Source organism: Pseudarthrobacter sp. 1C304 (genome assembly GCF_052245515.1).
GTDB lineage: Bacteria > Actinomycetota > Actinomycetes > Actinomycetales > Micrococcaceae > Arthrobacter.
The window spans coordinates 122,086-144,225 of the sequence record NZ_JBQQCH010000007.1 but is presented as its reverse complement, the minus strand read 5'-3'; the positions used below and the strand labels follow the sequence as shown (position 1 = coordinate 144,225).

At 67.8% G+C, this 22,140-nt stretch carries 16 protein-coding genes; 10 read left to right on the top strand and 6 right to left on the bottom strand.

Annotated features, from left to right (window positions below; translation table 11 throughout):
* Positions 1 to 28: 28 nt before the first annotated feature.
* On the top strand, positions 29 to 379 hold the full coding sequence (locus ACTWQD_RS14015) for a hypothetical protein (protein WP_443196724.1): 351 nt from the start codon (positions 29 to 31) through the stop codon (positions 377 to 379).
* Positions 380 to 609: 230 nt separating this feature from the next.
* Positions 610 to 1,038 (top strand): OsmC family protein, encoded by a 429-nt coding sequence (locus ACTWQD_RS14010; protein WP_443196723.1) that lies wholly within the window; start codon positions 610 to 612, stop codon positions 1,036 to 1,038.
* Between the two features lie 122 nt (positions 1,039 to 1,160).
* Here ACTWQD_RS14010 and ACTWQD_RS14005 read toward each other — a convergent pair whose 3' ends face one another.
* Positions 1,161 to 4,739 (bottom strand): S41 family peptidase, encoded by a 3,579-nt coding sequence (locus ACTWQD_RS14005; RefSeq protein ID WP_443196722.1) that lies wholly within the window; start codon positions 4,737 to 4,739, stop codon positions 1,161 to 1,163.
* A 74-nt stretch (positions 4,740 to 4,813) separates the two neighbouring features.
* Between ACTWQD_RS14005 and ACTWQD_RS14000 the strand changes: the two genes are divergently transcribed.
* Positions 4,814 to 5,716, top strand: a complete 903-nt coding sequence (locus tag ACTWQD_RS14000) for a TIGR01777 family oxidoreductase (RefSeq protein WP_443196721.1) — start codon at positions 4,814 to 4,816, stop codon at positions 5,714 to 5,716.
* Positions 5,717 to 5,757: 41 nt separating this feature from the next.
* Here the strand turns inward: ACTWQD_RS14000 and ACTWQD_RS13995 are convergent, their stop codons facing one another.
* Positions 5,758 to 7,833, bottom strand: coding sequence for a protein kinase domain-containing protein (locus tag ACTWQD_RS13995; protein WP_443196720.1), 2,076 nt, complete (start codon positions 7,831 to 7,833; stop codon positions 5,758 to 5,760).
* A 100-nt stretch (positions 7,834 to 7,933) separates the two neighbouring features.
* Between ACTWQD_RS13995 and lipB the strand changes: the two genes are divergently transcribed.
* The 4 genes from lipB (at position 7,934) to ACTWQD_RS13975 (ending at position 10,962) form a co-directional block, all read left to right on the top strand.
* A complete protein-coding gene (gene lipB / locus ACTWQD_RS13990) occupies positions 7,934 to 8,611 on the top strand; it encodes a lipoyl(octanoyl) transferase LipB (protein WP_443196780.1) in 678 nt (225 codons plus the stop codon).
* The gene (gene lipA, locus ACTWQD_RS13985; protein WP_443196719.1) at positions 8,608 to 9,615 is read left to right on the top strand and encodes a lipoyl synthase; all 1,008 of its coding nucleotides are present in this window, start codon (positions 8,608 to 8,610) and stop codon (positions 9,613 to 9,615) included. Before lipB ends, lipA begins: the two co-directional genes overlap by 4 nt.
* Positions 9,616 to 9,703: 88 nt before the next feature.
* Positions 9,704 to 10,465 (top strand): DUF4191 domain-containing protein, encoded by a 762-nt coding sequence (locus ACTWQD_RS13980; protein WP_443196718.1) that lies wholly within the window; start codon positions 9,704 to 9,706, stop codon positions 10,463 to 10,465.
* Between the two features lie 134 nt (positions 10,466 to 10,599).
* On the top strand, positions 10,600 to 10,962 hold the full coding sequence (locus ACTWQD_RS13975) for a DUF3817 domain-containing protein (protein ID WP_443196717.1): 363 nt from the start codon (positions 10,600 to 10,602) through the stop codon (positions 10,960 to 10,962).
* A gap of 232 nt (positions 10,963 to 11,194) precedes the next feature.
* Here ACTWQD_RS13975 and ACTWQD_RS13970 read toward each other — a convergent pair whose 3' ends face one another.
* Positions 11,195 to 11,632, bottom strand: coding sequence for an RDD family protein (locus tag ACTWQD_RS13970; protein WP_443196716.1), 438 nt, complete (start codon positions 11,630 to 11,632; stop codon positions 11,195 to 11,197).
* Between the two features lie 297 nt (positions 11,633 to 11,929).
* On the opposite strand from ACTWQD_RS13970, the gene glnA reads away from it, so the two are divergent.
* A complete protein-coding gene (glnA, locus tag ACTWQD_RS13965) occupies positions 11,930 to 13,354 on the top strand; it encodes a type I glutamate--ammonia ligase (RefSeq protein WP_066435685.1) in 1,425 nt (474 codons plus the stop codon).
* Between the two features lie 110 nt (positions 13,355 to 13,464).
* Here glnA and ACTWQD_RS13960 read toward each other — a convergent pair whose 3' ends face one another.
* The 3 genes from ACTWQD_RS13960 to ACTWQD_RS13950 are packed head-to-tail and all read right to left on the bottom strand — an operon-like array spanning position 13,465 to position 17,519.
* Positions 13,465 to 14,826, bottom strand: coding sequence for a glucose-6-phosphate dehydrogenase (locus tag ACTWQD_RS13960; RefSeq protein WP_443196715.1), 1,362 nt, complete (start codon positions 14,824 to 14,826; stop codon positions 13,465 to 13,467).
* Entirely contained in the window at positions 14,823 to 15,752 is a 930-nt protein-coding gene (locus ACTWQD_RS13955; RefSeq protein ID WP_443196714.1) for an SMP-30/gluconolactonase/LRE family protein, read from the bottom strand. Before ACTWQD_RS13955 ends, ACTWQD_RS13960 begins: the two co-directional genes overlap by 4 nt.
* Before the next feature lie 33 nt (positions 15,753 to 15,785).
* Complete coding sequence (locus tag ACTWQD_RS13950) at positions 15,786 to 17,519, bottom strand: FAD-dependent oxidoreductase (protein ID WP_443196713.1); 1,734 nt, start codon at positions 17,517 to 17,519, stop codon at positions 15,786 to 15,788.
* A gap of 650 nt (positions 17,520 to 18,169) precedes the next feature.
* On the opposite strand from ACTWQD_RS13950, the gene ACTWQD_RS13945 reads away from it, so the two are divergent.
* Entirely contained in the window at positions 18,170 to 20,044 is a 1,875-nt protein-coding gene (locus ACTWQD_RS13945; protein WP_443196712.1) for a glycoside hydrolase family 15 protein, read from the top strand.
* A gap of 134 nt (positions 20,045 to 20,178) precedes the next feature.
* Positions 20,179 to 21,345 carry an AI-2E family transporter gene (locus ACTWQD_RS13940; protein ID WP_443196711.1) on the top strand — a complete coding sequence of 389 codons (1,167 nt, stop codon included), beginning with the start codon at positions 20,179 to 20,181 and terminating at the stop codon, positions 21,343 to 21,345.
* The last annotated feature ends 795 nt before the right edge of the window (positions 21,346 to 22,140 follow it).

Here is a 22,140-nt window from a genome sequence, read left to right as displayed (position 1 = left end):
CGTAGAAACTTCTGGCTAGACTGATGCCATGAATATCGTCTATAACGTCATGGTTTTCCTGCACATCGTCGGCGCCGCCATGATCGTGGGCATCTGGATCGGCCAGATGAAGAAGCCCACCGTCCACCCCCGCCAGTTCGACGGCGCCATGCTGCAGCTCCTCACCGGCATCGCCATGATGGGACTCATCCCCGCCCTGGACATGGACGCCAACTACGCCAAGCTCGGGCTCAAACTCGCCATCGCCCTGGCCGTCGGCGTCCTGGCCTTTATCGGCCGCCGCAAGTACAAGAAGGGCGAGGACGTCGGCGCCGGCCTCGCGCACGCCGTCGGCGGGCTGGCTCTGCTCAACGTGGCCATCGCCACCCTCTGGCAGTAGTCCCCGGGACTGTTCCTCAGACCGACACGCGGCGGCGCACCCCACACGGGGTGCGCCGCCGCGTGCGTTCCGGCCGAGCGCCGGCCCTGTTCCGCCCCTGTCCCGATGCGTGCGGGTCACAATCCACTGACAGCGGAACCTCCGTGCACCGGCGGCGCGGAATCCCTAGGATGGGACACGGCATCCGGCGCAGGCGCCGGATCACGCATTGACGACGACGAGGAGTGGACATGGCAGCAACACGCACCGCACACACGGTATGGAACGGCGACCTGATGACGGGCGCCGGCAACACCACGCTGGACAGCTCCGGCTTGGGCAACTTCGATGTCACCTGGAAGGCGCGCACCGAGGCCTCCGAGGGCAAGACCAGCCCCGAAGAGCTGATCGCCGCAGCGCACTCTGCCTGCTTCTCCATGGCGTTCAGCCACGCCCTTGCCGGCGCCGGCCACACGCCCGAAGAGGTCAACACCAAGGCGGACGTCACATTCGTGCCGGGCACCGGCATTACGGACAGCCACCTGACCGTCAGCGCGCGGATCCCGGGAATCTCGGAAGAGGACTTCCAGCGGATCGCCGAGGAAGCCAAGGTGGGCTGCCCCGTCTCGGGCGCTCTCACCGGCCTCAAGATCACCTTGGACGCCACGCTGGTCTCCTAAGACGGGCCGCCGCCGGACACGGACAGCCAAAGGCGAAGGCCCCCGCACCCTGCAGAAGGGTGCGGGGGCCTTCGCCGTTGCCGGCTGCGCGCAGCGGCGGCCGCGTGCGGGTCGGCCGGCGGCTAGCTGCCCTGGCGGCGGGCCGGCAGCGGAGCGGGCCGGACCAGGCGGTAGCCTTCGCGCAGCGGCGGCCGGTCGGTGGGCAGCTCCTGGATCATTTCCTTGAGCGCACCGATGCCGTATTCCAGCTGGGGGTCCGTGCCTGCTGCATAGGCGTGCGGCGGGAAGGTGACTTCGATGTCCGGAGCGACGCCGAAGTTCTCCACGCCCCAGCCCACGCCGCCGGAGAACCATGTCGCATAGCGCGGCTGGGTGACGCCGGTCCCGTCGGCGAGGGCGAAGCGGTTGTCGATGCCGACCACACCGCCCCAGGTCCGGGTGCCGATCACCGGCCCGATCCCCCGCAGCTTGGAAACCTGGGTGATGATGTCGCCGTCGGAACCGGCGAATTCGTCGGTCAGGATGATGACGGGACCGCGCGGTGCGTGGTGCGGGTACGTCCGCGGGCGCTCCCCGCGCGGCATGCTCCAGCCGGTGACCTTACGGCCGATGAGCTCCGCCACGAGCTGGGACGTGTGTCCGCCCCGGTTGCGGCGGACGTCGACGATCAGCCCGTCGAGTGCCGTTTCGGTATCAAGGTCGCGGTGCAGCTGCGCCCACCCGTTGGCCATCATGTCCGGGATGTGCAGGTAGCCGAAGGTTCCCTGCGATGCCTGCCGGACCGTCCGGCGGTTGGCCGCCACCCATTCCTGGTACCGCAGCCGTTCCTCGTCCCGGACGGGTACGACGGCGACGCGGCGCTGCCGTCCGGCGTGATCTCCGTGACCGGCGCCGTTGCGGAGGGTCAGCTCCACGGCCCGGCCGGCGGCACCCACCAGCTGCATGGCCGGGGTGCGCGTTTCGGTGAGCTCGACGCCGTCGATCGCCAGCAGCACGTCTCCGGGCTTGGCGTCGGCTCCGGGACGTGTCAGCGGGGAGGTGGCCAGCGGGTCCGAGGACTCCCCCGCCAGGATCTTGGTGATTTCCCAGCCCTCGCCGGTGAAGGCGAGGTCGGCGCCGAGGCGGCCCTGGCCGTTGCTGCCGTTTTCGGTGACGGCGGCGGGCCGGACGTAGGCGTGCGAGGTGCCGAGTTCGCCGTGAAGCTCCCACAGCAGGTCCACGAGGTCATCGTGTGAGCCGAGCCGGTCCACGATCGGACGGTAGCGGGCGTGCACCGAGTCCCAGTCCTGCCCGGCCATGTCTGCGGTCCAGAAGAAGTCCCGCTGGAGCCGCCAGGCTTCATCGAAGGCCTGGCCCCAGACGCTGAGCGGGTCGAGCTGCGTGCGGATGCGGCTGAGATCCACCAAGACCTGCTGGCCGGACTCCTCGTCGGCTTTGGCCCCGGCGGGAGCGACGCGGACCTGCTTGTCGTGCACCGCCACTACCTTCCCGCCGTCGCCGGAGAGCCGGTAGCTGTCCAGGGCGTCCATGATGGTGGTGGTTTTCCGCCGGGCGACGTCGAAGCGGACCAGGCAGGGGGCTGCGTTTTTGTCCTCGAGGCTGGCCCGGCCTTCGCCGGTGACGCCGGAGAGTTCGCTGTCGAGCCAGAGCAGGGCCCCTTCGGTGGCGGTCAAGGCGGAGTAGTTGCCCTGCGGCACGGGAACGCTGATGACGCGGTGCGCCAGGCCTTCTGCGTCCACCCGGACGGCCGGGACGGTGTCCTTGGCATCCGCGGCGTCCTTGGCGTCGTCTGCCGCCGTCCCGGCCTCCGCCTCGGCCGTCAGGTCCACGGTGGGGCCGAACGGGGACGGGGTGTCGGCGGCGAGGGCCACCAGGTAGGGCTTGATCGGGCTGGGAAAGGACAGGTCGAAGGAATGACCGTCGTAGACCGGGTCGAAGCTGCGGTTGGAGAGGAAGGCCAGGTACTTGCCGTCCGGGGTGAACGACGGCGATTCGTCGCGGAAGCGCCCGTCGGTGACCTCGATGATGGCCCGCTGACCGTCCGGCGTACCGGTGTCGTCCGCTGTGGTCAGGCGCAGCCGGCTGCGGGAGCCGAAGGACGTGACCGGCTCCGACCAGCCCAGCCACGCCGAATCCGGGGACCAGGCGAAGCTTTCGATGCTGCCCTCGCCGATGCTGCTCACGAGGCTGAGTGCCCCGGTGCGGGTGTTGGCGAGGTAGATGTCGCCGAATGCGGAGCCGACGGCGAGCCAGTTGCCGTCCGGGCTGGCCTCAATGGCGCTGGTCCGGGTGGCTTTGGGGAAGTCGATCCGGGTGGGCCGGGGGGACGCGGGCTGGCCGGATCCGGCGCTGCCGGCGGCAGCGGAGTCGGCCGTGACGGCGGCGCCGGAGTGGTGGGCCGGCGCGCCGGTGCCGGGCGCCGGGACGGCGGTCACGGCGTCAGGCCGGGTGAGCGCGGCGGCCGACACCGGGCTGGGCAGGGGTGTGCCGGCGTCCTGCGGCTTGGCGGCCTGCTGCGCCGGAGCGGACGGCTGTGCGGCGGGCTGGTCGCCGGAGTTCCGGCCGGAGTCTCCGAAAACTGCTTTTCCGGAGGCCGCTTTTCCGGAAGCCGGGTCACCGGCGATGTCCTTCAGGTACAGGGCCTCGACGCCGCCGTGGTCGGCAACGTAGGCGATCCTGCCCTCGCCGAAGGGCCGGGGCAGGCGGGCACGTACGCCCGGGGTGGCTTCCAGGACACGGGACGGCCCGTCCTTGTGCCGGAGCCAGTGCAGGGTGCCGTGGGCTTCCACGGCGCTGGAGCCGCCGGCGCGGTCCGGGACCACGTCGCCGAGGTGGCGGGAGGGCTTCAACGGCGCGCTGCGGCGGGCCTGGGAGGCCGAGCCCAGCCGGATGTCGAGTTTGACGGCGTCCGCGCCGAGGTCCGGCAGGAGCCACAGCTCGCCGGCGGACTCAAAGACCACGCGCCGGCCGTCGGTGGCCGCGTGCCGGACATAGAAGTCCTCGTGGTCCGTGTGGCGGCGCAGGTCGGACCCGTTGGGCAGCACGGAGTAGAGGTTGCCGTAGCCCTCGTGGTCGGACAGGAAGGCGACCCGTCCGTCGACCCACATGGGGTCGGTCAGGTTGCCGTCCAGCCCGGCCGCGAGGCGCTCGAACTCACCGTTGCCGTCGGCATCGATCCAGAGTTTGCCGGCGGCGCCGCCCCGGTACCGTTTCCACCAGGCGGGTTCACGGGAGAGCACGCTGGCAAGGACCACGGGACGCTCGTCGCCCACCACCGGCCCGAACGCGACGGATTCCACCGGGCCCAGCGGCAGTTCCGCGGCCCAGCCGCCCGCCACGGGCAGGCTGTAGGCGTGCGTGTGCCGGCTGTCGGCCTGGCGGAAGGCGCTGGTGACCAGGATGTCGCCGTCGGGCGTGAATCCCTTGACCTTGGTGGAGGCGTGGCCGAAGTAGCTCAGCTGGCGGTAGCCGCCGCCGTCGACGTCCGCCACGACCACTTCCGGGGCCGTTCCCTGGACCACGGTCCACACCAGCTGCTTGCCGTCCGGCGTAAAGCGGGGGTTGCGGGCGGGCAGCTGCAACGAGGAGACGCGCCAGGCGCGGCCCCCGTCCAGGGGCGCAATCCAGACGTCGTCCTCGGCCACGAAAGTGACCAGATCGCCGTGCAGATGCGGGAAACGGAAGTAACTCGAAGAGGTCATCGTACGATCATAGTCAAGGCGCACCCTCCGGCCCGGGAGGTGCCGCGGCCGTGCCGGGCATGGTGAGATGGATCATGAGAATCATTGTTGCCGGAGCCTCCGGGCTACTCGGAACCGCCATTTCCAGCTCCCTGCGCAGCGCCGGGCACGACGTCGGCACCCTGGTCAGGAGATCGCCCGCGACACCGTCCGAGTTCCGCTGGGACCCTGCGGCGGGCCGGATCGACGAGTCAGCGCTGCGCGGCGCGGACGCCGTCGTCAACCTCTCCGGTGCGGGCATCGGCGACCGGCCCTGGACGCGGGCGCGGATCACGGAACTGCGCACGTCCCGGCTGGACGCGACACGGACCCTGACCGCTGCCATGGGCCGGCAGGACACGCCGCCGGCGGTCCTCCTCAGCCAGTCCGCATCCGGCTACTACGGCAACGCCGGCCCTGCCGTGCTCCGAGAGAATGCCCTCCCCGGCAGCGGTGTCCTCGCCCGCATCTGCGTTGACTGGGAGGCTGCGGCGCACGAGGCTCCTGCCGGCGTCCGGGTGGTCACTCCCCGCACCGGTGTGGTGTTGAGCCGTTCGGGCGGCGCCCTGGGCAGGCTGCTGCCGCTGCTGCGGCTGGGCGTCGGCGGGCCCCTCGGCAACGGGCGGCAGTACTGGCCCTGGATCACGCTGCCCGATGTGGCCGGCGCCTTCACGTTCCTGCTCGATAATCCGTTGTCCGGGCCCGTCAACGTCTGCGCACCCGAGACTGCGGATGTGAACTCGCTGATTGCGCACCTCGCCGCGGCCCTCCACCGGCCAGCGGTGCTCCGCGTCCCCGCTCCGGCGCTCCGGCTGGTGATGGGCCAGCTGGCCGATGAGCTGCTGCTCGCCAGCCAGCGGATGGAGCCGGCCGTGCTGGAAGGCGCCGGTTTCCAGTGGCAGCACCCGTCGCTCGCCCAGGCTGCCGCCTGGGTCGCGGACCGCGGCCCGGACTCCTGAGGCCCCGGCGCCTGCCCGGCGGCGGGTGCCGGCGGGCGCCGCTACCCGGTGCCGGCCGGGAGGATGTCCTGGATCCGCCAGCGCCCCTCGACCGGTGCCAGCACCAGCCGCAGCTGCTGTTCTGGTGCCTCGGCCGCTTCGGCCAGCACCGCCCCGCGGGAATCACTCTCCCGGTAGGCGGTGGTGCCGGCGGTCACCGCCACGACGGCCAGCGGGCCGCCGCCGTCGTCCGTCCGTTCCGCCCGGGCCACGTGGATGGCGAATCCGGCGAGCACCCGCCCGGATTCCTCCAGTCCGGCGGCGATCTGCCGGTCCGCCACCGCGGCAGGCGACGCCGGGACGTTGACGTGGTCCAGCAACCCGAAGTCGCCTGTGCTCAAGGCCAGGGACCGGAGACCTGCCAGTCCACGGACTGCTTCCGCGGGGTCCGGCGAGGCCAGCTGCTCCTGCAGCGCGGGCGGAACTACAGCCCCGACGGCGGGATCCGCTTGGGTCTCGCCAGGGGCCTGGCCGACGTCCGCGTTGGCGGGCTGATCAGCCTCCTCCTCAAAACCGGGCGCGGGGTCTGCAGCGGTGGCCTGTTCCGGGCCGGATTCCTGGACCGCGCCGGCGTCCTGCGCGGCGAACCCGGGAAACGCCGGCGGCAGCGGAGCACCCGCAAATCCCCAGGCCGCGACAAGGACACCCAGCAGGACCAGGCCCCCGGCTGCGGCGCGGACGCCCCGCCGCGCTGCAGGTTGCCGGCGCGCGGCAGGCGGCACCACGGCAGTCCGGCGGACGGCAGGCTGCGGGCCTGCAGCGGCCAACGGAGCGCCGCTGCGGGCATCGGGTTCAGGGCCGGCTGCGGAGGGACGCACGGCACGCCGGCGGCCCGAGGTTGGTGCACCGTCCGGGCCCGACCCAGCGGCGCCCCGCCGGCCCGCATGGCGCCCAGCTGTGCTGCGGGCAGTGGTGCCATGCCCCGCGGCGCCAAGGACTGCAGCGTTCCGGCCAGCGGGGTCAAGGACGTTGGCGTTGAGGCCAGCGGCGTTAAGCGTGCGGCCGTCTTCGCGCTCGGCTGCCGGGCGGCCGCCCGGGACCCCGCGCAACCTGCGGAGGGCACGCGGCAGGGAACGCAGCAGGGAACGCAGCTTTTCGGCCCGCCGCTCCCTCGCCGTGCCGGGCAGGGAACGGCGCGTCAACAGCTGCGGAATCACCGACGGATGGACCGAGACCGAAAGGTCCACCGGCGCGGCCACGGCACTGCGGTGGACGGCGCCCGCGAACTCCGCAGCGGTGGGCCGCAGCCGGCGGTCCTCGGCCAGGCCGGATTCCAGCGCGGCGGCCAGCGCCGGCGGCACCTCCGGAACCAGCAGCGGCAGCGGCGGACGCTGCGCGCCCGGCTCCGGCGGGCTGCCGGTCAGGCAGTACCAGCCCAGTGCCGCCAGGGAATATACATCGCGTTCCGGCTGGAGTCCGGCCCGGACCGCGTCGATCGGTGCCGGGTCGCGGAAGCCGTCAGTGCCGGCGTCGGGCGACGCCGGGGCATCCGCCGCCATCCGGGCCACCCCAAGATCGGCCAGGAGCGGTTTGCCGTGGGCGGTGAACAGCACGTTGCCGGGTGAGACGTCGCCGTGGGTGCAGCCGTTGCCGTGCAGGTATGCGAGGGCCTGGGCTACCGGCGTCAGAACGGTCACGGTCTCCCCCGGCCCCAGCTTTCCCCGGCCCGCCACCAGCTGACCCAGCGAGCCGCCCGCTGCGTAGTCCATGATGAGCCCGAGCGTCGGGTCAAGGCCCTCGCCGCCGCCGTCGTTCGCACCGCTGGTGTCGACGCCGTCACTTTCACCGCTGCCGGACCGGGTGCCCGGCTTTCCCCGCAGGCGCACCACGGAACGGGCACGCACCAGATGGTCGTGGTCCAGGACGGACAGGATCCTCACTTCGCGCCGGACCGCTTCCTCAGCGTCGGCCCCGGCGGCTCCGTCGCCGCCGGTGAAGCACTTGAGGGCGTACTCGTTGCCGCTCGAATGCTCGGACACGAGCCAGACGCTGGCGGTGCCGCCGCGACCAAGGCAACGGACGACGTCGAACCCGGTCACCTCGGGCGCCGCACCGGAACTCCCCGCGTAATCTTCCATAGCCAAGGAATAGCGGATCCGGGAGAATCCCGCAGAAGTTATCCACAGGGCACTGAGAGCTTCGCCACAGAAGCGGCCACGGCGGAAGGCGGGGTCTAAGCTGGATTCCATGACTCTTGAGTTCTCCCAGTTGGGTCTCGCCCCGGAATTCGTCGAATACACCCGCGGCTGGGACATCCAGCGCGAACTCCACGCCGCCGTCGTCGCCGGTACCTCCCCCAGCACGGTCCTGCTGTTGGAACACGCCGCGGTGTATACGGCAGGCAAGCGGACCGAAGACCACGAACGCCCCTTCGACGGCACACCTGTCGTCCCCGTGGACCGCGGCGGCAAGCTCACTTGGCACGGCCCCGGGCAGCTAGTGGGTTACCCCATCATCAAGCTCAAGAACCCGGCCGGCATCCGCGACTACGTGGAGCGGCTCGAAGCGGTGATCATCGCCGTCCTCGCGGACTACGGCATAAAGGCCGTCCGGATCAAGGGCCGCGCCGGCGTCTGGATCGACCAGGACGGGAAGGGACCAGCGCGCAAGATCGCCGCGATCGGCATCCGCGTCCATGAAGGCGTCACGATGCACGGTTTCGCGATCAACTGCAACAACGACCTGGCACCGTACGGCCAGATCATCGCCTGCGGCATCACCGACGCCGGCGTCACCACCATCTCCCATGAGACAGGCCGGAACGTCACCCCCGCTGACCTCGTTTCGCGGATCATCGAAGAACTGCGCAACAATGAAGAAGCGCTAGTTGCAACCCATGAAGGAGCTCTACTGTGACCCTGGCACCAGAAGGCCGGAAAATGCTGCGTATCGAGCAGCGCAATGCGGCCACCCCGGTGGAACGCAAGCCGGAATGGATCAAGGCCAAGGTCCAGATGGGTCCCGAGTTCGTGCAGCTCAAAAACCTCGTCAAAAAAGAAGGACTCCACACCGTGTGTGAAGAGGCCGGCTGCCCCAACATCTTCGAATGCTGGGAAGACAAGGAAGCGACCTTCCTGATCGGCGGATCAGAGTGCACCCGCCGCTGCGACTTCTGCCAGATCGACACCGGCAAGCCCTCCCCCGTGGACGTGTTCGAACCCACCAAGGTGGCCCGCTCCGTCCAGTCCATGCAGCTGCGCTACGCCACCGTCACCGGCGTGGCCCGCGACGACCTCGCCGACGAGGGCGTCTGGCTCTACGCCGAAACGGTCCGCAAGATCCACGAACTCAACCCGGGCACCGGCGTCGAGCTCCTGATCCCGGACTTCTCCGGCAAGCCGGAGCACATCGAGGCGATCTGCGACTCCAAGCCCGAGGTCTTCGCCCACAACGTCGAGACCGTCCCGCGGATCTTCAAGCGCATCCGCCCGGCCTTCCGCTACGAACGCTCCCTCGACGTCATCACGCAGGGCCGCAACCTCGGCATGGTCACCAAGTCCAACCTGATCCTGGGCATGGGCGAGACCCGCGAGGAAATCTCCGAAGCCCTGCGGGACCTGCACGAGGCCGGCTGCGACCTGATCACCATCACCCAGTACCTCCGCCCCTCCGAACGGCACCTGCCCGTGGACCGCTGGGTCAAGCCGCAGGAATTCGTGGACCTGCAGCAGGAAGCCGACGAGATCGGCTTCCTCGGGGTTATGTCGGGGCCGCTGGTGCGTTCCTCGTACCGCGCCGGCCGCCTGTGGGCCACCGCCATGCGCAAGAAGGGCTGGGAAATCCCGGCCCAGCTCGCCCACATCGAAAGCTCCGGCAGCACCCGCCAGGAAGCCAGCTCACTGCTCGCAGCGCACTCCTGAACCGGACGCAATAACCGCAGAGAGAGGCCGGCACCGGATTTTTCCGGCGTCCGGCCCTTTCCTGTCCATCACGTAGAATTAAGGCACTATGGCGACTTCCCCTGACTCCAGCAACTCCACTCCGGCTTCCGACGCTCCCAAGCGCGGCCTCTTTTCCCGTAAGCCCAAGGTGGCCAAGGTCAAGAAGCCGAGCCGCCTGAAGCAGATCCGCGAGGTCTTCCAGATGACCCGCGAGCACGACCCGATGGTGCCGTGGCTGATGCTGCTGGCGTTCCTCGGCGTCATCGCAGTCAGCTTCCTCATCGGATTCCTGCTGGACAACTGGATCACCGGCCTCATCATCGGCATCCCGCTGGGCCTGCTGGCGGCAACGCTGATCCTGTCCCGCCGGGCAGAGCGGGCAGCCTTCGCCCGGATCGAGAACCAGCCGGGTGCCTCCGGCGCCGCACTGGGCACGCTCAAACGCGGCTGGATCGTCGAAGAGCAGCCGGTCGCCGTGAACCCGCGCACCCAGGACGCCGTCTTCCGCGCCATCGGCCGTCCCGGCGTGATCCTCGTCAGCGAGGGCCCCAGCACGCGCGTCAAGCCGCTGCTCGATGCCGAACGCAAGCGGCTCGCACGCATCCTGCCGAACGTCAGCATCCACATCATCGAGACCGGCCGCGGTGAGGGCCAGGTCCCCATCAGCCAGGTCGCCAAGAAGATGACGAAGATGAAGAACGAGCTGACCAAACTCGAGGTCAGCACCGTCTCCAAGCGCATCTCGTCGCTCGGAAGCCGCCTGCCCATCCCCAAGGGCATCGATCCTTACAAGGCGCGCCCCGACCGCAAGGCAGCCCGCGGCCGCTAGGCAGCACTCCAGATGACCAGGACGCCCCGGTAACCGCCTCTCAGGGCTGGCAGCCGGGGCGTTTCCTTTGCCCACGAACGTCTTTACACCCACTACGTCCCTGAGTCCCGCCGGGACAGAACCGGAGGCCACCCATGAAACTGCCATCGACCCCTGCCATGATCCGCATTTTCCGGATCCTCGCCGTCGCCGAAGCCTTCAGTTGGGCCGCCCTGCTGGTGGGCATGTTCCTCAAATGGGTCACGCACACAACAGAGCTCGGCGTGGAAATCGCGGGCCCTATCCACGGGGCGTTCTTCATCGGCTACGGCATCGCGGCCCTCAGCCTGTGGGGCATGCAGCGCTGGCCGTTCCGGGTGGCGCTGTTCGCCGGGCTGTCCGCAGTCTTCCCGTTCGCCACCGTGTGGTTTGAGCGCTGGGCGGACCGCCACGGCTACCTGACGGCGAAGGCCGGCCAGGGCGCTTCCACCCCGGCGCAGGAAACGGCCGGAGTCTAGCCACGCTGGGGGCCGGGGCGCCGCGCTGGCCGTACCAAGTGCTCAGGCCTTTTCTGGCCAGCCACGGGCACCGAACTACCGCGAATGGCCGCTATCCGAGGTGGTTTAGCGGCCATACGTGGTGAATCGACGAGGTTTAGCGGCCACACGAGGTGAATTGACGAGGTCCCCGCTATCCGGGGTGGTTTAGCGGCCATTCGCGGCCAACGGGTGAGGCTCCGGCGCGGCTGGCTTACATCCGGACCAGGACGGTGTTCATGGCCTTGTCGTGCACTCCGCGGTGGTCCGGGTCGAAAATGACAGCGGGGATGACGAGGCACAGCAGCAGGCTGCGGACCAGGGCCGGGACCGGGCCGGCAGGGCCGCCGCCCAACCGGATGACGTGGATCCCCATGACGCGGTGGCCGATGCTGTAGCCCAGCGTGCCCACCAGCAGCGCCTGCTCCACGGCGAAGACAGCCAGAGTGGCCCAGGGGTTCCCGGCGAAGGCGTAGTTGCTGATCAGCAGTGCGATGCCCCAGTCAATGCAGATGGCCACAATGCGGCGGCCGGCACGGGCAATGGATCCCGGACCGGACTCGGGCAGGCCCAGCCGCTCCCCCGGGTACTTCGAGATGCCGGACGTGTCCGGCCCGCTGAGCCATGAGCCTATGTCTTTACGATCAACCACCCATTAAGACTATCGGCAATACCGCCTTCCCGGCGCTGACCAGAGTGTGGACATCCGGAGGCCACACTCTGGTCACGGATAGGCCACGTTGTGGACAACGACTACCGTTTACGTGTCAGGGCATTCTGTAACCTGCCGGAAACAAAGCGGACACCATGGGGAAATCCCGTGTCCTTAGAGTGGTAACAGTTGCTGGCGGCATAGGAGCGGGGCAAACCTTTGTGTTTTCCCCGCTGTCGGACTGCGCTGGACCACACGGCCTGACGGCCAGATCTTTCACATGCATAAGGAGCATAGATGTTCAAGACTGCGGACGAAGTCCTCAAGTTCATCAAAGACGAAGACGTTAAGTTCGTCGATATTCGCTTCACCGACCTTCCCGGCGTTCAGCAGCACTTCAACGTGCCCGCCAAGAGCGTTGACGCGGACTTCTTCGTCCATGGCCAGCTCTTCGACGGTTCGTCGATCCGCGGCTTCCAGGGCATCGCCGAGTCGGACATGCAGCTCATCCCGGACGTTACCACCGCGTTCCTCGACACGTTCCGCATGGAGAAGACCCTTGCGTTGAACTTCTCGATCGTGAACCCCCGCACGGGCGATCCGTACCACCGCGACCCCCGCGGCGTCGCCGAGAAGGCTGAAGCCTACCTCGCCTCCACCGGCATCGCCGACACCGCGTTCTTCGCCCCCGAGGCCGAGTTCTTCGTGTTCGACAACGTCCAGTACCAGTCCTCCCCGCAGGGCAGCTTCTACAAGATCGACTCCGAGGAAGCGCACTGGAACACCGGCCGTGAGGAAGAGGGCGGAAACCTCGGCTACAAGACCCCCGTCAAGGGCGGTTACTTCCCGGTCTCCCCCACCGACAAGCAGGCCGACCTGCGCGACGCCATGTGCATCGCCCTGGACGAGGCCGGCCTTGAGGTCGAGCGCAGCCACCACGAAGTCGGTTCCGCCGGCCAGGCTGAGATCAACTACAAGTTCACCACGCTGACCCACGCCGCTGACGACCTGCAGAAGTTCAAGTACGTCATCAAGAACACTGCGGACGCCTGGGGCAAGTCGGTCACCTTCATGCCGAAGCCGGTCTTCGGCGACAACGGCTCGGGCATGCACTGCCACCAGTCGCTGTGGAACGGCGGCGAGCCGCTGTTCTACGACGAGAAGGGCTACGCCGGTCTCTCCGACACCGCCCGCTGGTACATCGGCGGCCTCCTGAAGCACGCCTCGGCCGTGCTGGCCTTCACCAACCCGACGGTGAACTCCTACCGCCGCCTGGTGAAGGGCTTCGAAGCCCCGGTCAACATGGTGTACTCGCAGGGCAACCGCTCCGCCGGTATCCGCATCCCGATCACGGGCTCCAACCCGAAGGCCAAGCGCATCGAGTTCCGCGCTCCGGACCCCTCCTCCAACCCGTACCTGGCGTTCGCTGCCCAGCTGATGGCCGGCATTGACGGCATCCGTAACCGCATCGAACCCCCGGCTCCGATCGACAAGGACCTTTACGAGCTCCCCGCCGAGGAAGCCAAGGACATCCCCAAGGCTCCGGGCACGCTCGAAGAGGCACTGGATGCCCTGGCTGAGGACAACGAGTTCCTCCAGGCCGGCGGCGTCTTCACCCAGGACCTGATCGATACCTGGATCGAGTACAAGTACGAGAACGAGATCCGTCCGCTCTCGCTGCGCCCGAACCCGTACGAGTTCGAGCTCTACTACGGCGTCTAGCCAGTAGCGGTCTTCCGCACAGGAATTGACGACGGCGGCCCCCACCTTGCGGTGGGGGCCGCCGGTCCTTAAACACCGGTCGTACAGCGTCGGGCCCGGGGGGCTGCACGTCAGGGGGCGGGATCCGGCGGTGCGTGGCCGGCGGCGTATTCCTGCATTGGGACCTGGCCGGCGGCCCACGCCTTCATGACGGGGTCGATGATGCGCCAGGACTCTTCGGCTTCGTCGCCGCGGATGAACAGCATCGGGTCATTGTGCAGCATCTGGAGGATCAGGTGGGCGTAGGCGGTGAACTGCGGAGGCGTCGTGGTTGCGTGAAGCTCACGGACCTCCGCCGTCTTTTCGGGGCCGTTCAGGGTTGTGGAGAGCCGCACGTACGGCTCGTTGAGTCCGATCCTGAGCACATTGGGCTCGACGCCGGGCCACTGGTCCGTGAGGTACGCGGGCAGTGGACGAAAGCGGATGGCGATCTCGGCTGCGTCCTCTGCGAGTGCTTTACCGGAACGCAGGGTGAAGGGCACGCCGGCCCACCGCGGGTAGTCCACCCGGAGGGTCAGGGAGGCATACGTCTCGGTGTTGCGGCCGGGGTCGACGCCGGGTTCGTTCACGTAGGAGGGCACCTGCCTCGAGCCGATGCTGCCTTCGGTATAACGTGCGCGGATGGTGTCGCGGCTCATCCGTTCCGCCGTCGGGGTGGCCACCGTGCGGAGCGCTTCTACCCGGACGTCCCGGAAGGAACGGGCGTCGATCCGGGCGGGCTGTTCCATCAGGACCAGCGCCAGGGCCTCCATAAGGTGGTTCTGCACCATGTCTTTCATGGCCCCTGCCCCGTCATAATATGTGGCCCGGCCCTCGAGCGTCAGGCTCTCCAGCCAGCTGATATCCACGCTCTCGATCTGCGTCGCGTTCCAGACCGGCTCGAAGACCCGGTTGAGGAACCTGAGGGCGACTACCCGGCGGACCAGCTCGCTGGACAGGAAGTGATCGATCCGGAAGATGGTCGGCTCAGGCAATCGGAGGTGCAAAATCTCGTTCAGGTGCCGGGCTGACGCCAGGTCGTTGCCAAAGGGCTTCTCGATGGCCACCGCATCCGACCGCCGCAGCTTGCTTCCCGCCAGCGCCGTCAGCACGGGCTCGAACAGGGACGGGGGCAACGCGAGGTACACGAGGGTGTCGGGGCGGTCATCCCCGAGCAGACGGCTGATGTCCTCGGTCTGCGTGACGTCCGTGGGCTGGAAAGTGAGCATTCCGACAACGGCTTCACGCGTGGACGCCGAGGCCGTGGAGTGCTGCTCCAGTCCGGCCGCAATGTGCTGGCGGAAGTCTTGGGTTGTCCACTCCGCGTTGGACGCGCCGACGATCGCAAACCCCGGCGGCAGGAGACCGGCCTGGGCGAGCTGGGCGATGGCGGGCAGTAGCAACCGGCTGGCGAGGTCGCCTGAAGCTCCGAGCAGAACCATTCTCTCGATCATGGGGTCGCCTCTTTCTCGATGGGTGCGTCCGGATGGTGCGCCGGTGCGGGCAGGTCAGCGAGCCGCGCGGAGGGCCGGCCTGCGACGCCGGGGCGGCACCGGAAGATGGCACCGGCCAAGGGCTGGGCGGTGCGGTTGTGTTCGTCCAAGTCGGTCCATGAGGTGGTGATGTAGAGGTCCTCGCCGTGCGGTCCCCCGAAGGTGACGGAGGTCGGGTTGGTCGTGGGCACATCGACAGCTCCGTCGAGCGCACCGTCCGGACGGAACCGGCGGACCGCGCCTGCCCGCCCCAGCGCGACCCAGAGCATTCCGTCGTCGTCGACGCTCATGCCGTCGGGCCAGACCTGTTCGTCACTGAAATCGAGGAAGCGGCGGCGACCGGACAGCACGCCCGTTTCCGGGTCCAGGTCGAACACGTCAACCACGCACAGGGCGGTATCGGCGAGGTAGAGCCGCCCCTGCACCTCATCGAAGGCCGGTCCGTTGGAGATGGTCAGGCCGTCGACGACGCAATTGGCCTTCCCTCCCTCGACCCGGTACAGCGCGGCACTTCCGGGACGCTTGTCGAAAGCCATCGTGCCGACCCACGCCCTCCCCCGGCTGTCGACCTTGATGTCGTTTGCCCGGTTCTCCGGCCTGTCCCGCTCGATCGGAACCCGGAGATCCAGCGCCCCGGTGGACCGGTCAAGGACGGCCAATCCCTCAGGGGCTGCCACCACCGGCTCCCCCTGAGCGTCGAGGACCACGCCGCCCGGTTGTCCGGCGGTGCTCCAGGAGCTGTCGTTGCTGGACGCCGGGTCGAAGCGGTGTACCCGTTGTCCGGTAATGTCAACCCACCACAATGCGGCCGTTGCGGCGTCCCACAGCGGGCCCTCCGCGTGCTGGGCCCGGATGTTCAATGCGACTTCGACCGGAGCGTCACCCATGGCGCCTACCTGCTCTCCACCTGGTTCGGTTGCTCAAATGTGTTCGAGGGCTCCGGGGAGCCGGGCGAGATCGTCCTCGGCGTGGGCCACCATCGGCATGCCTCCGTGGCCTACGGTCAGGGGTGTCCGGTGGTAGCCGTGGTAGGTCATCATTCCGCCGGAAAGCAGGGCGACGTCGTTGAACCCGTTCTGTTTCAGCACGCAGTAGGCGATGTAGCTGCGGAATCCGGAGCGGCAGTAGGTGTACACGGGCTTGTCGCGGGGCACCTCGTCGAGACGCTCGCGCAGTTCCGTGTAGGGAACCAGGATCGCCCCGGGAATGTGCCAGGCGTCGAACTCCGCCTGGGTCCTGGTATCGAGAATGGTCACCCGGTCGGCGCATTCCGGGAACTCCTCGGGGTAGCAGAGGTCGACGTCGCCGCGCAGCAGGTTGGAGCCGATGAAGCCGGCCATGTTTACGGGGTCTTTCGCCGCACCGTACGGCGGGGCGTAGGCGAGTTCCAGGTGTTCCAGGTCGTAGATCGTCATTCCGGCGCGCAGCGCGACGGCGAGGACGTCGATGCGTTTGTCGACGCCGTCCCAGCCGAGCACCTGCCCGCCCAGGAGCTTCCCGTCGTCGGGGGCGAAGAGTACTTTCAGGAACAGCGGCGAGGTGCCGGGGTAGTAGGCCGCGTGGCCGTTCTGGTGGGTGTAAACCTTGCGGTAGTCCATTCCCGCGGCGCGCAGTTCGGTCTCGGTCATCCCGGTGCCGCCGGCGGTCATTTCGAAGACCTTGACCACGGCCGTGCCCTGGGTGCCGCGGTATGCGGTGTTCCGGCCGGCGATAGTTTCGGCGGCGATCCGGCCCTGCCGGTTCGCCGGGCCAGCCAGCATCGAGAGTACCGGCTGGCCGGTGAGGAAGTGTGCGGTCTCGACGGCGTCACCGGCTGCAAGGACGTCGGGCGCTGACGTTCGCATCTGCGCGTCGACGACGATGCCGCCGCGGGGTCCGATTTTCAGGCCGGCGTCCCGGGCGAGGGCCACGTTCGGCCGGGCCCCGGAGGCCATGACCACGACGTCGGTCACGATGGAAGTGCCGTCGGACAGGTCGACGGCCAGCCGGTCGTCCTCGGTGCGGCGGACCTCGGTGGCGGAGGTGCCAAGTCGAAGGTCCACGTCCTGGGTGCTGACGTGGTAGTCCAGGATTCGGGTCATTTCGGGGTCCAGCCACGGCATCAGCCGTTCGGTCCGTTCGATGACTGTGGTCTGCAGCCCCCGGGCGCGGAACGCCTCCGTGAGCTCCAGCCCGATGTAGCTGCCACCGACGACCACAGCGCTGGAGGCCCCGCGGTCCAGGTGGGCTATGATCCGGTCCATGTCCGGAATGTTGCGCAACACATCGACCCTGGGGTCGTCCGCTCCCGGGATTGGAGGCCGGACCGGCTCAGCCCCGGTGCACAGCACCAGCTTGTCGTAGGGCTCCCGGTAGGTCCGGCCATGTTCCTCGTCGTGCACCTCGACTTCCTTCATGGCCAGGTCGATGCGGACCACGTCCTGTCCTGTCCGGACGTCGAGTGCCAGGCTCTTCGCCAGGCTCTCGGGTGTCTGGAGGAGGAGGCTGCCACGTTCGGGGATCGCCCCGCCGATGTGGTACGGCAAGCCGCAGTTGGCGAATGAGACGTACTGGTCCCGCTCGAGAATGACGATCTCGGCCGACTCATCGAGGCGCCTCAGACGCGCTCCTGTCGACGCACCCGCGGCAACTCCTCCGACAATGACCGTTTTCATCTTCGTCCCTGCTTCCTAAAGGTCCCACTCGCTGTGATCTGCCGGCCGGTGTGCCGGTTCCGGGCGGCAACGAGGCCCGGGCCCGGCCGCGAACCCCGCCCTGCCGGCATTCTGCTGCTGTTGTTCCGGTGGGCGACGGCGTCTGCGTCGAAGTGCCGGCCGTTGGAAAACCAAAACGCCTGCTTCGCGGCGCACCGTACACCGGGTCGGATTTCCGTGACGCCGTGTACCTAACGTCACGCTAGTCGCCGTGCCAGTCAGCTCAACAGGGTCTTAGGTCCGTGGCGTCAACGGCACAGGATGCAGGCTGGGTCGCCGGATCGACGGCGGATCGGGGCCGGAGCGCCCCGCAGGGTTCGGGATCACCCGTTGCGGGTGAGGCAGCTTTGCCGGGCGGAGCCAACACTGGTGGTACCTGCCAGTGTTGTGCTGCCAGGCCCAACGAATGTTCATGCCCGCCAGGTGGCCACGGCGTGCCCGGTCAGGACCGGGCACCGGCAAACCGCTCATGGACGCTGGAACGAACACTGTTCGGGAGGTTAGGCGTCTTATGACCGGAGTGGTCACCTGACCCAGGCCGGCCGTGGCCATTGAGCGCCGCGCACGGTGTTGACGTGGATCTACCCGCCCCAGGTCCGAGGAGGCCCCCGATGAAGGAATACCCGCTAATTGCCGACCACGGACTCATCGGCGACCTTCAAACCGCCGCACTGGTGGCAACAGACGGAACGCTTGACTGGTTCTGCAGCCCGCGCTTCGACTCCCCCAGCATCTTCGCCTCTCTGCTGGACAGGCAACGCGGCGGCCACTTCAGTACCCGCCCGCAGGGCGACGCCTTCGCCACGAAGCAGCTTTACCTGCCGGATACGGCAATCCTGATCACCAGGTTCCTGACCGAAGGCGGGGTTGGTGAACTTATGGACTTCATGCCTGTCGCCAGTTCCTCGCCCAGTGAACAGCACCGCATGGTCCGGATGCTGCGCTGCGTCCGCGGACAGATCTCGTTCGACATCGAAGTGGCGCCGCGCTTCGATTACGGGCGGCGCCCCCACCATCTGAGTGTCGACGGCGACGGCGCACTTTTTGATGCCGGAGAAATACGCCTGGCACTTAGCCTCATCTTTGAGGGAGACAGCGGCCCGCTCACCGGCAAGAACATCACCGAGACGGGTGACTTTCACAACACGCTGCACCTGGAACAGGGCCAGATGCGCGGCGTCGTCCTGGAAACGGGCCCGGATGTGGTGCCCCGGATCATGCATCCCGCTGAGGCCCAGCATCTGGTCGATGACACCGCACGCTTTTGGCATGACTGGGTCAGCCAGTCCACATACGCCGGCCGATGGCGCGAAGAGCTGGAGCGCTCGGCGATCACGCTGAAGCTCCTGACGTACGCCCCCACGGGTGCCCTGGTAGCCTCCCCCACTGCCGGCCTGCCCGAACAGATCGGCGGAGAGCGCAACTGGGATTACCGGTACACGTGGATCCGCGATGCATCCTTTTCGGTTCACACGCTCGTGCGGATGGGATTCGTTGACGAAGCTGTCGCCTTCAGCCACTGGCTCCGGGACCGCATCACGGAGCAGCTGGACAGCGAAACAGGGCCGCTTAACATCATGTACCGGGTTGATGGCAATCCGGAGCTCAATGAGGAAATCGTGACCGACTGGGAGGGGTATCGCGGCTCCTACCCGGTAAGGATCGGCAACGCAGCGTCCGGGCAACTTCAGCTCGATATTTACGGCGAGGCACTCGACGCCATTTACCACCTCGACCGTGTCGGAGTCGAAATCGGACACCCGGGGTGGACCGCCATCTGCGACCTGCTGGAGTGGCTGGCGGACAACTGGGATCAGCCCGAAGAAGGAATCTGGGAGACCCGGGGCGGTCGCAAGGACTTCACCTACGGGCGGTTGATGTGTTGGGTCGCTTTCGACCGGGGTATTCGTCTCGCGACGTCCCACGGCAGGCCTGCACCTATGGACCGGTGGATGACCGAGCGCGACGCGATCTACAACCAGATCATGGAAATGGGCTGGAACCCCGCGCGCCAGGCCTTTGTCCAGCAGTACGGCGACACGGTGCTCGATGCCTCCTTGCTGAAGATGTCGCAGGTCGGGTTCGTCTCGCCGGACGATCCGATGTGGCGCTCGACCCTTGCGGCGATGGACGCCGAACTCGTCTCGGACAGCCTGGTCTATCGCTACGACCCCAGCGCGTCGCCGGATGGTCTCCGCGGCTCCGAGGGCACGTTCTCGCTGTGCACCTTCCTGTACGTCGACGCGCTCGCTCGCGCAGGCCGGGTCGACGAGGCACGGCTGACCTTCGAGAAGATGCTGACGTACGCGAACCACCTCGGCCTGTACTCCGAAGAGATCGCTACCACCGGTGAACAGATCGGCAACTTCGCCCAGGCGTTCACGCACCTCGCGCTCATCGACGCCGCCATCACCCTCAACGAATGCCTGGACGACGCTGAAACTAATACCCGCCACCCCCGGCACCGGCCAAGGAGGGTCCTGTAACACCCGATCCGCAAACCCGGGCCGGGGCTGCCGTCGAGGGGAAACGGCCAAGCAGCAGGGCCTGATCGGCAGACTTCAGCCATCATCAAGCCTCCGCACCTGAAACAGCGCCAGACCGATACAAGGAGGGCATCATGGAGCCGGTGTCATCGGAATCCAGCCCACGCCCCGCCCTCCCCCGCAGCGTCACCATCCTGCTCGCCCTGGCCGGCGGGACCGTAGTGGCGTTTGGCCTTGGCGCGATGAGGGGAATCGTTACCCCGGTATTCCTGGCGTTCGTGCTCACCCTGTGTGTTCATCCCATCCGCCGCTGGATGCAGGCCCGGGGAATTTCCCGGGGCATCGCCACGGGCACCACCATTGCGGCCGTCTTCGGGTTGCTGACGGCCTTCGCCGCAGTCTTCGTTGCCTCCCTCGCCCAATTCTCCGCGCTGCTGCCGCAATACGCTCCCCAGGTGGCCCAACTCGGTTCGTCCATCTCCACGACGCTGGAATCCGTGGGTTTCAGTCCGGAACAAGTCCAGGAGGTCCTGGCGGGCTTTACACCGGGCCGCATCCTCGGATTCCTCGCCGGCCTGCTGGGGAACATCACCAACCTGGTGGGCAGCCTCGTGGTCATTTTGACGATGCTCATTCTCATGGCTGTCGACGGCTCGCGCATGCCCTCGATCCTGACCTATTTGACTGAGCGCAAGCCGGCAGTGGTTACCGCCTTCATCGGTTTCGGAACCGGCGTTCGACGCTATATGGTCGCGACCACGGTCCTCGGAATTGCCCAGGGATTGTTCAACTGGCTGGTTCTGGTCATCCTGCAGGTTCCGGGAGCCCTGCTCTGGGGATTGCTCTCCTTCATCTGCAGCTTCATCCCCAACATCGGCTACTTCATCGCAATCGTCCCGCCGCTGTTCTTTGGGTTCCTCACCGGCGGCTGGCCGACCTTTTGGGCGATCATCATCATCTACGGCGGAATCAACAGCGTGATCCAGTCGATCATCCAACCCAAGTACGTGGGCAACGCAGTGTCTCTCAGCGAGACCCTGACCTTTGCCTCCGTCCTCTTCTGGACTGTGGTCCTGGGCCCTGTCGGCGCCATCCTCGCCGTCCCGCTGACGCTCTTCGTGCGCACGCTCCTGCTCGATTCAGACCCGTCCATCTCATGGTGGCGGCCATTGACGGGCGACACGAAGGACGTGGCACCGCTGCTCAAGCAGGAAGACGAGGCGATCCGCGCCCGTCGCGGACGGCCGCGGCCAGGTCGTCCTGGCACCGACGCCGGCAGCGGCAGCGCACCGAAGGCATGACCTGCCGTCAGTGAGCCGCCCGGACCTGCCACCGCATGTCGAATGCCGGTGAGCTCAGTCCGTCCGGGTGATGCCCGGGCAGCTCCGGGACCCGTCGAGGGCCGCGGGCCCGGGGCCAGTACATCCGAAGGATGACAAACCAAGGGCCATTTGGCGACGTCGGCAGCCAGTTCGGCTCCTACCCGGCCGGAGGCGGGTCCGGCTGCAGGTGGAGTGTCAGCCCGCCGCCGTCATCCATCCGCAGTGCAGCCGCGGGGTCACCGACCGAGTAGCGGTCGACCGGGGCACCAACGGCAACGTTCCCCCTGGCCCGAGACCGGCGCTGCCGTCGCATCTGAAGGAGCGCTCGGGCTTTCTTCAGCAGGGACGACATAGGACGACACAGCGCCACTTCCTTGGGCGAATACGGAACCGCGCCGAGCGGGCTGGCTCCTAAGGCACAGGGGGACTTCGCGGGCCCGTACCGGGCGGTGACAACCACAAGCTGCAGGACGGCGCTAATCACCACCAACTTCCACAGGGCCCGCGTGATCCAACCAATGGCACCATTCGCAGCAAATAGGTTCACAAGAAAGTTGGCCGAGCACGGGAAAAGCCGACACCTGCCATAGGGCTTGCCTTCACCGTTCCTGACAAAGCCGGGTGTGCTCGTCCCCGAGGACCCGCCATCAAAAGACCCTGAGCGAAAAGCTCCAGGGCCAGTCACAGCGACGGGTAGGGCAGACCTGCCCATGGCCACTTGAATGGAAGTACCAGAGAATGATGGAGGCGCCCCCGCCGGGCACCCGGATGACA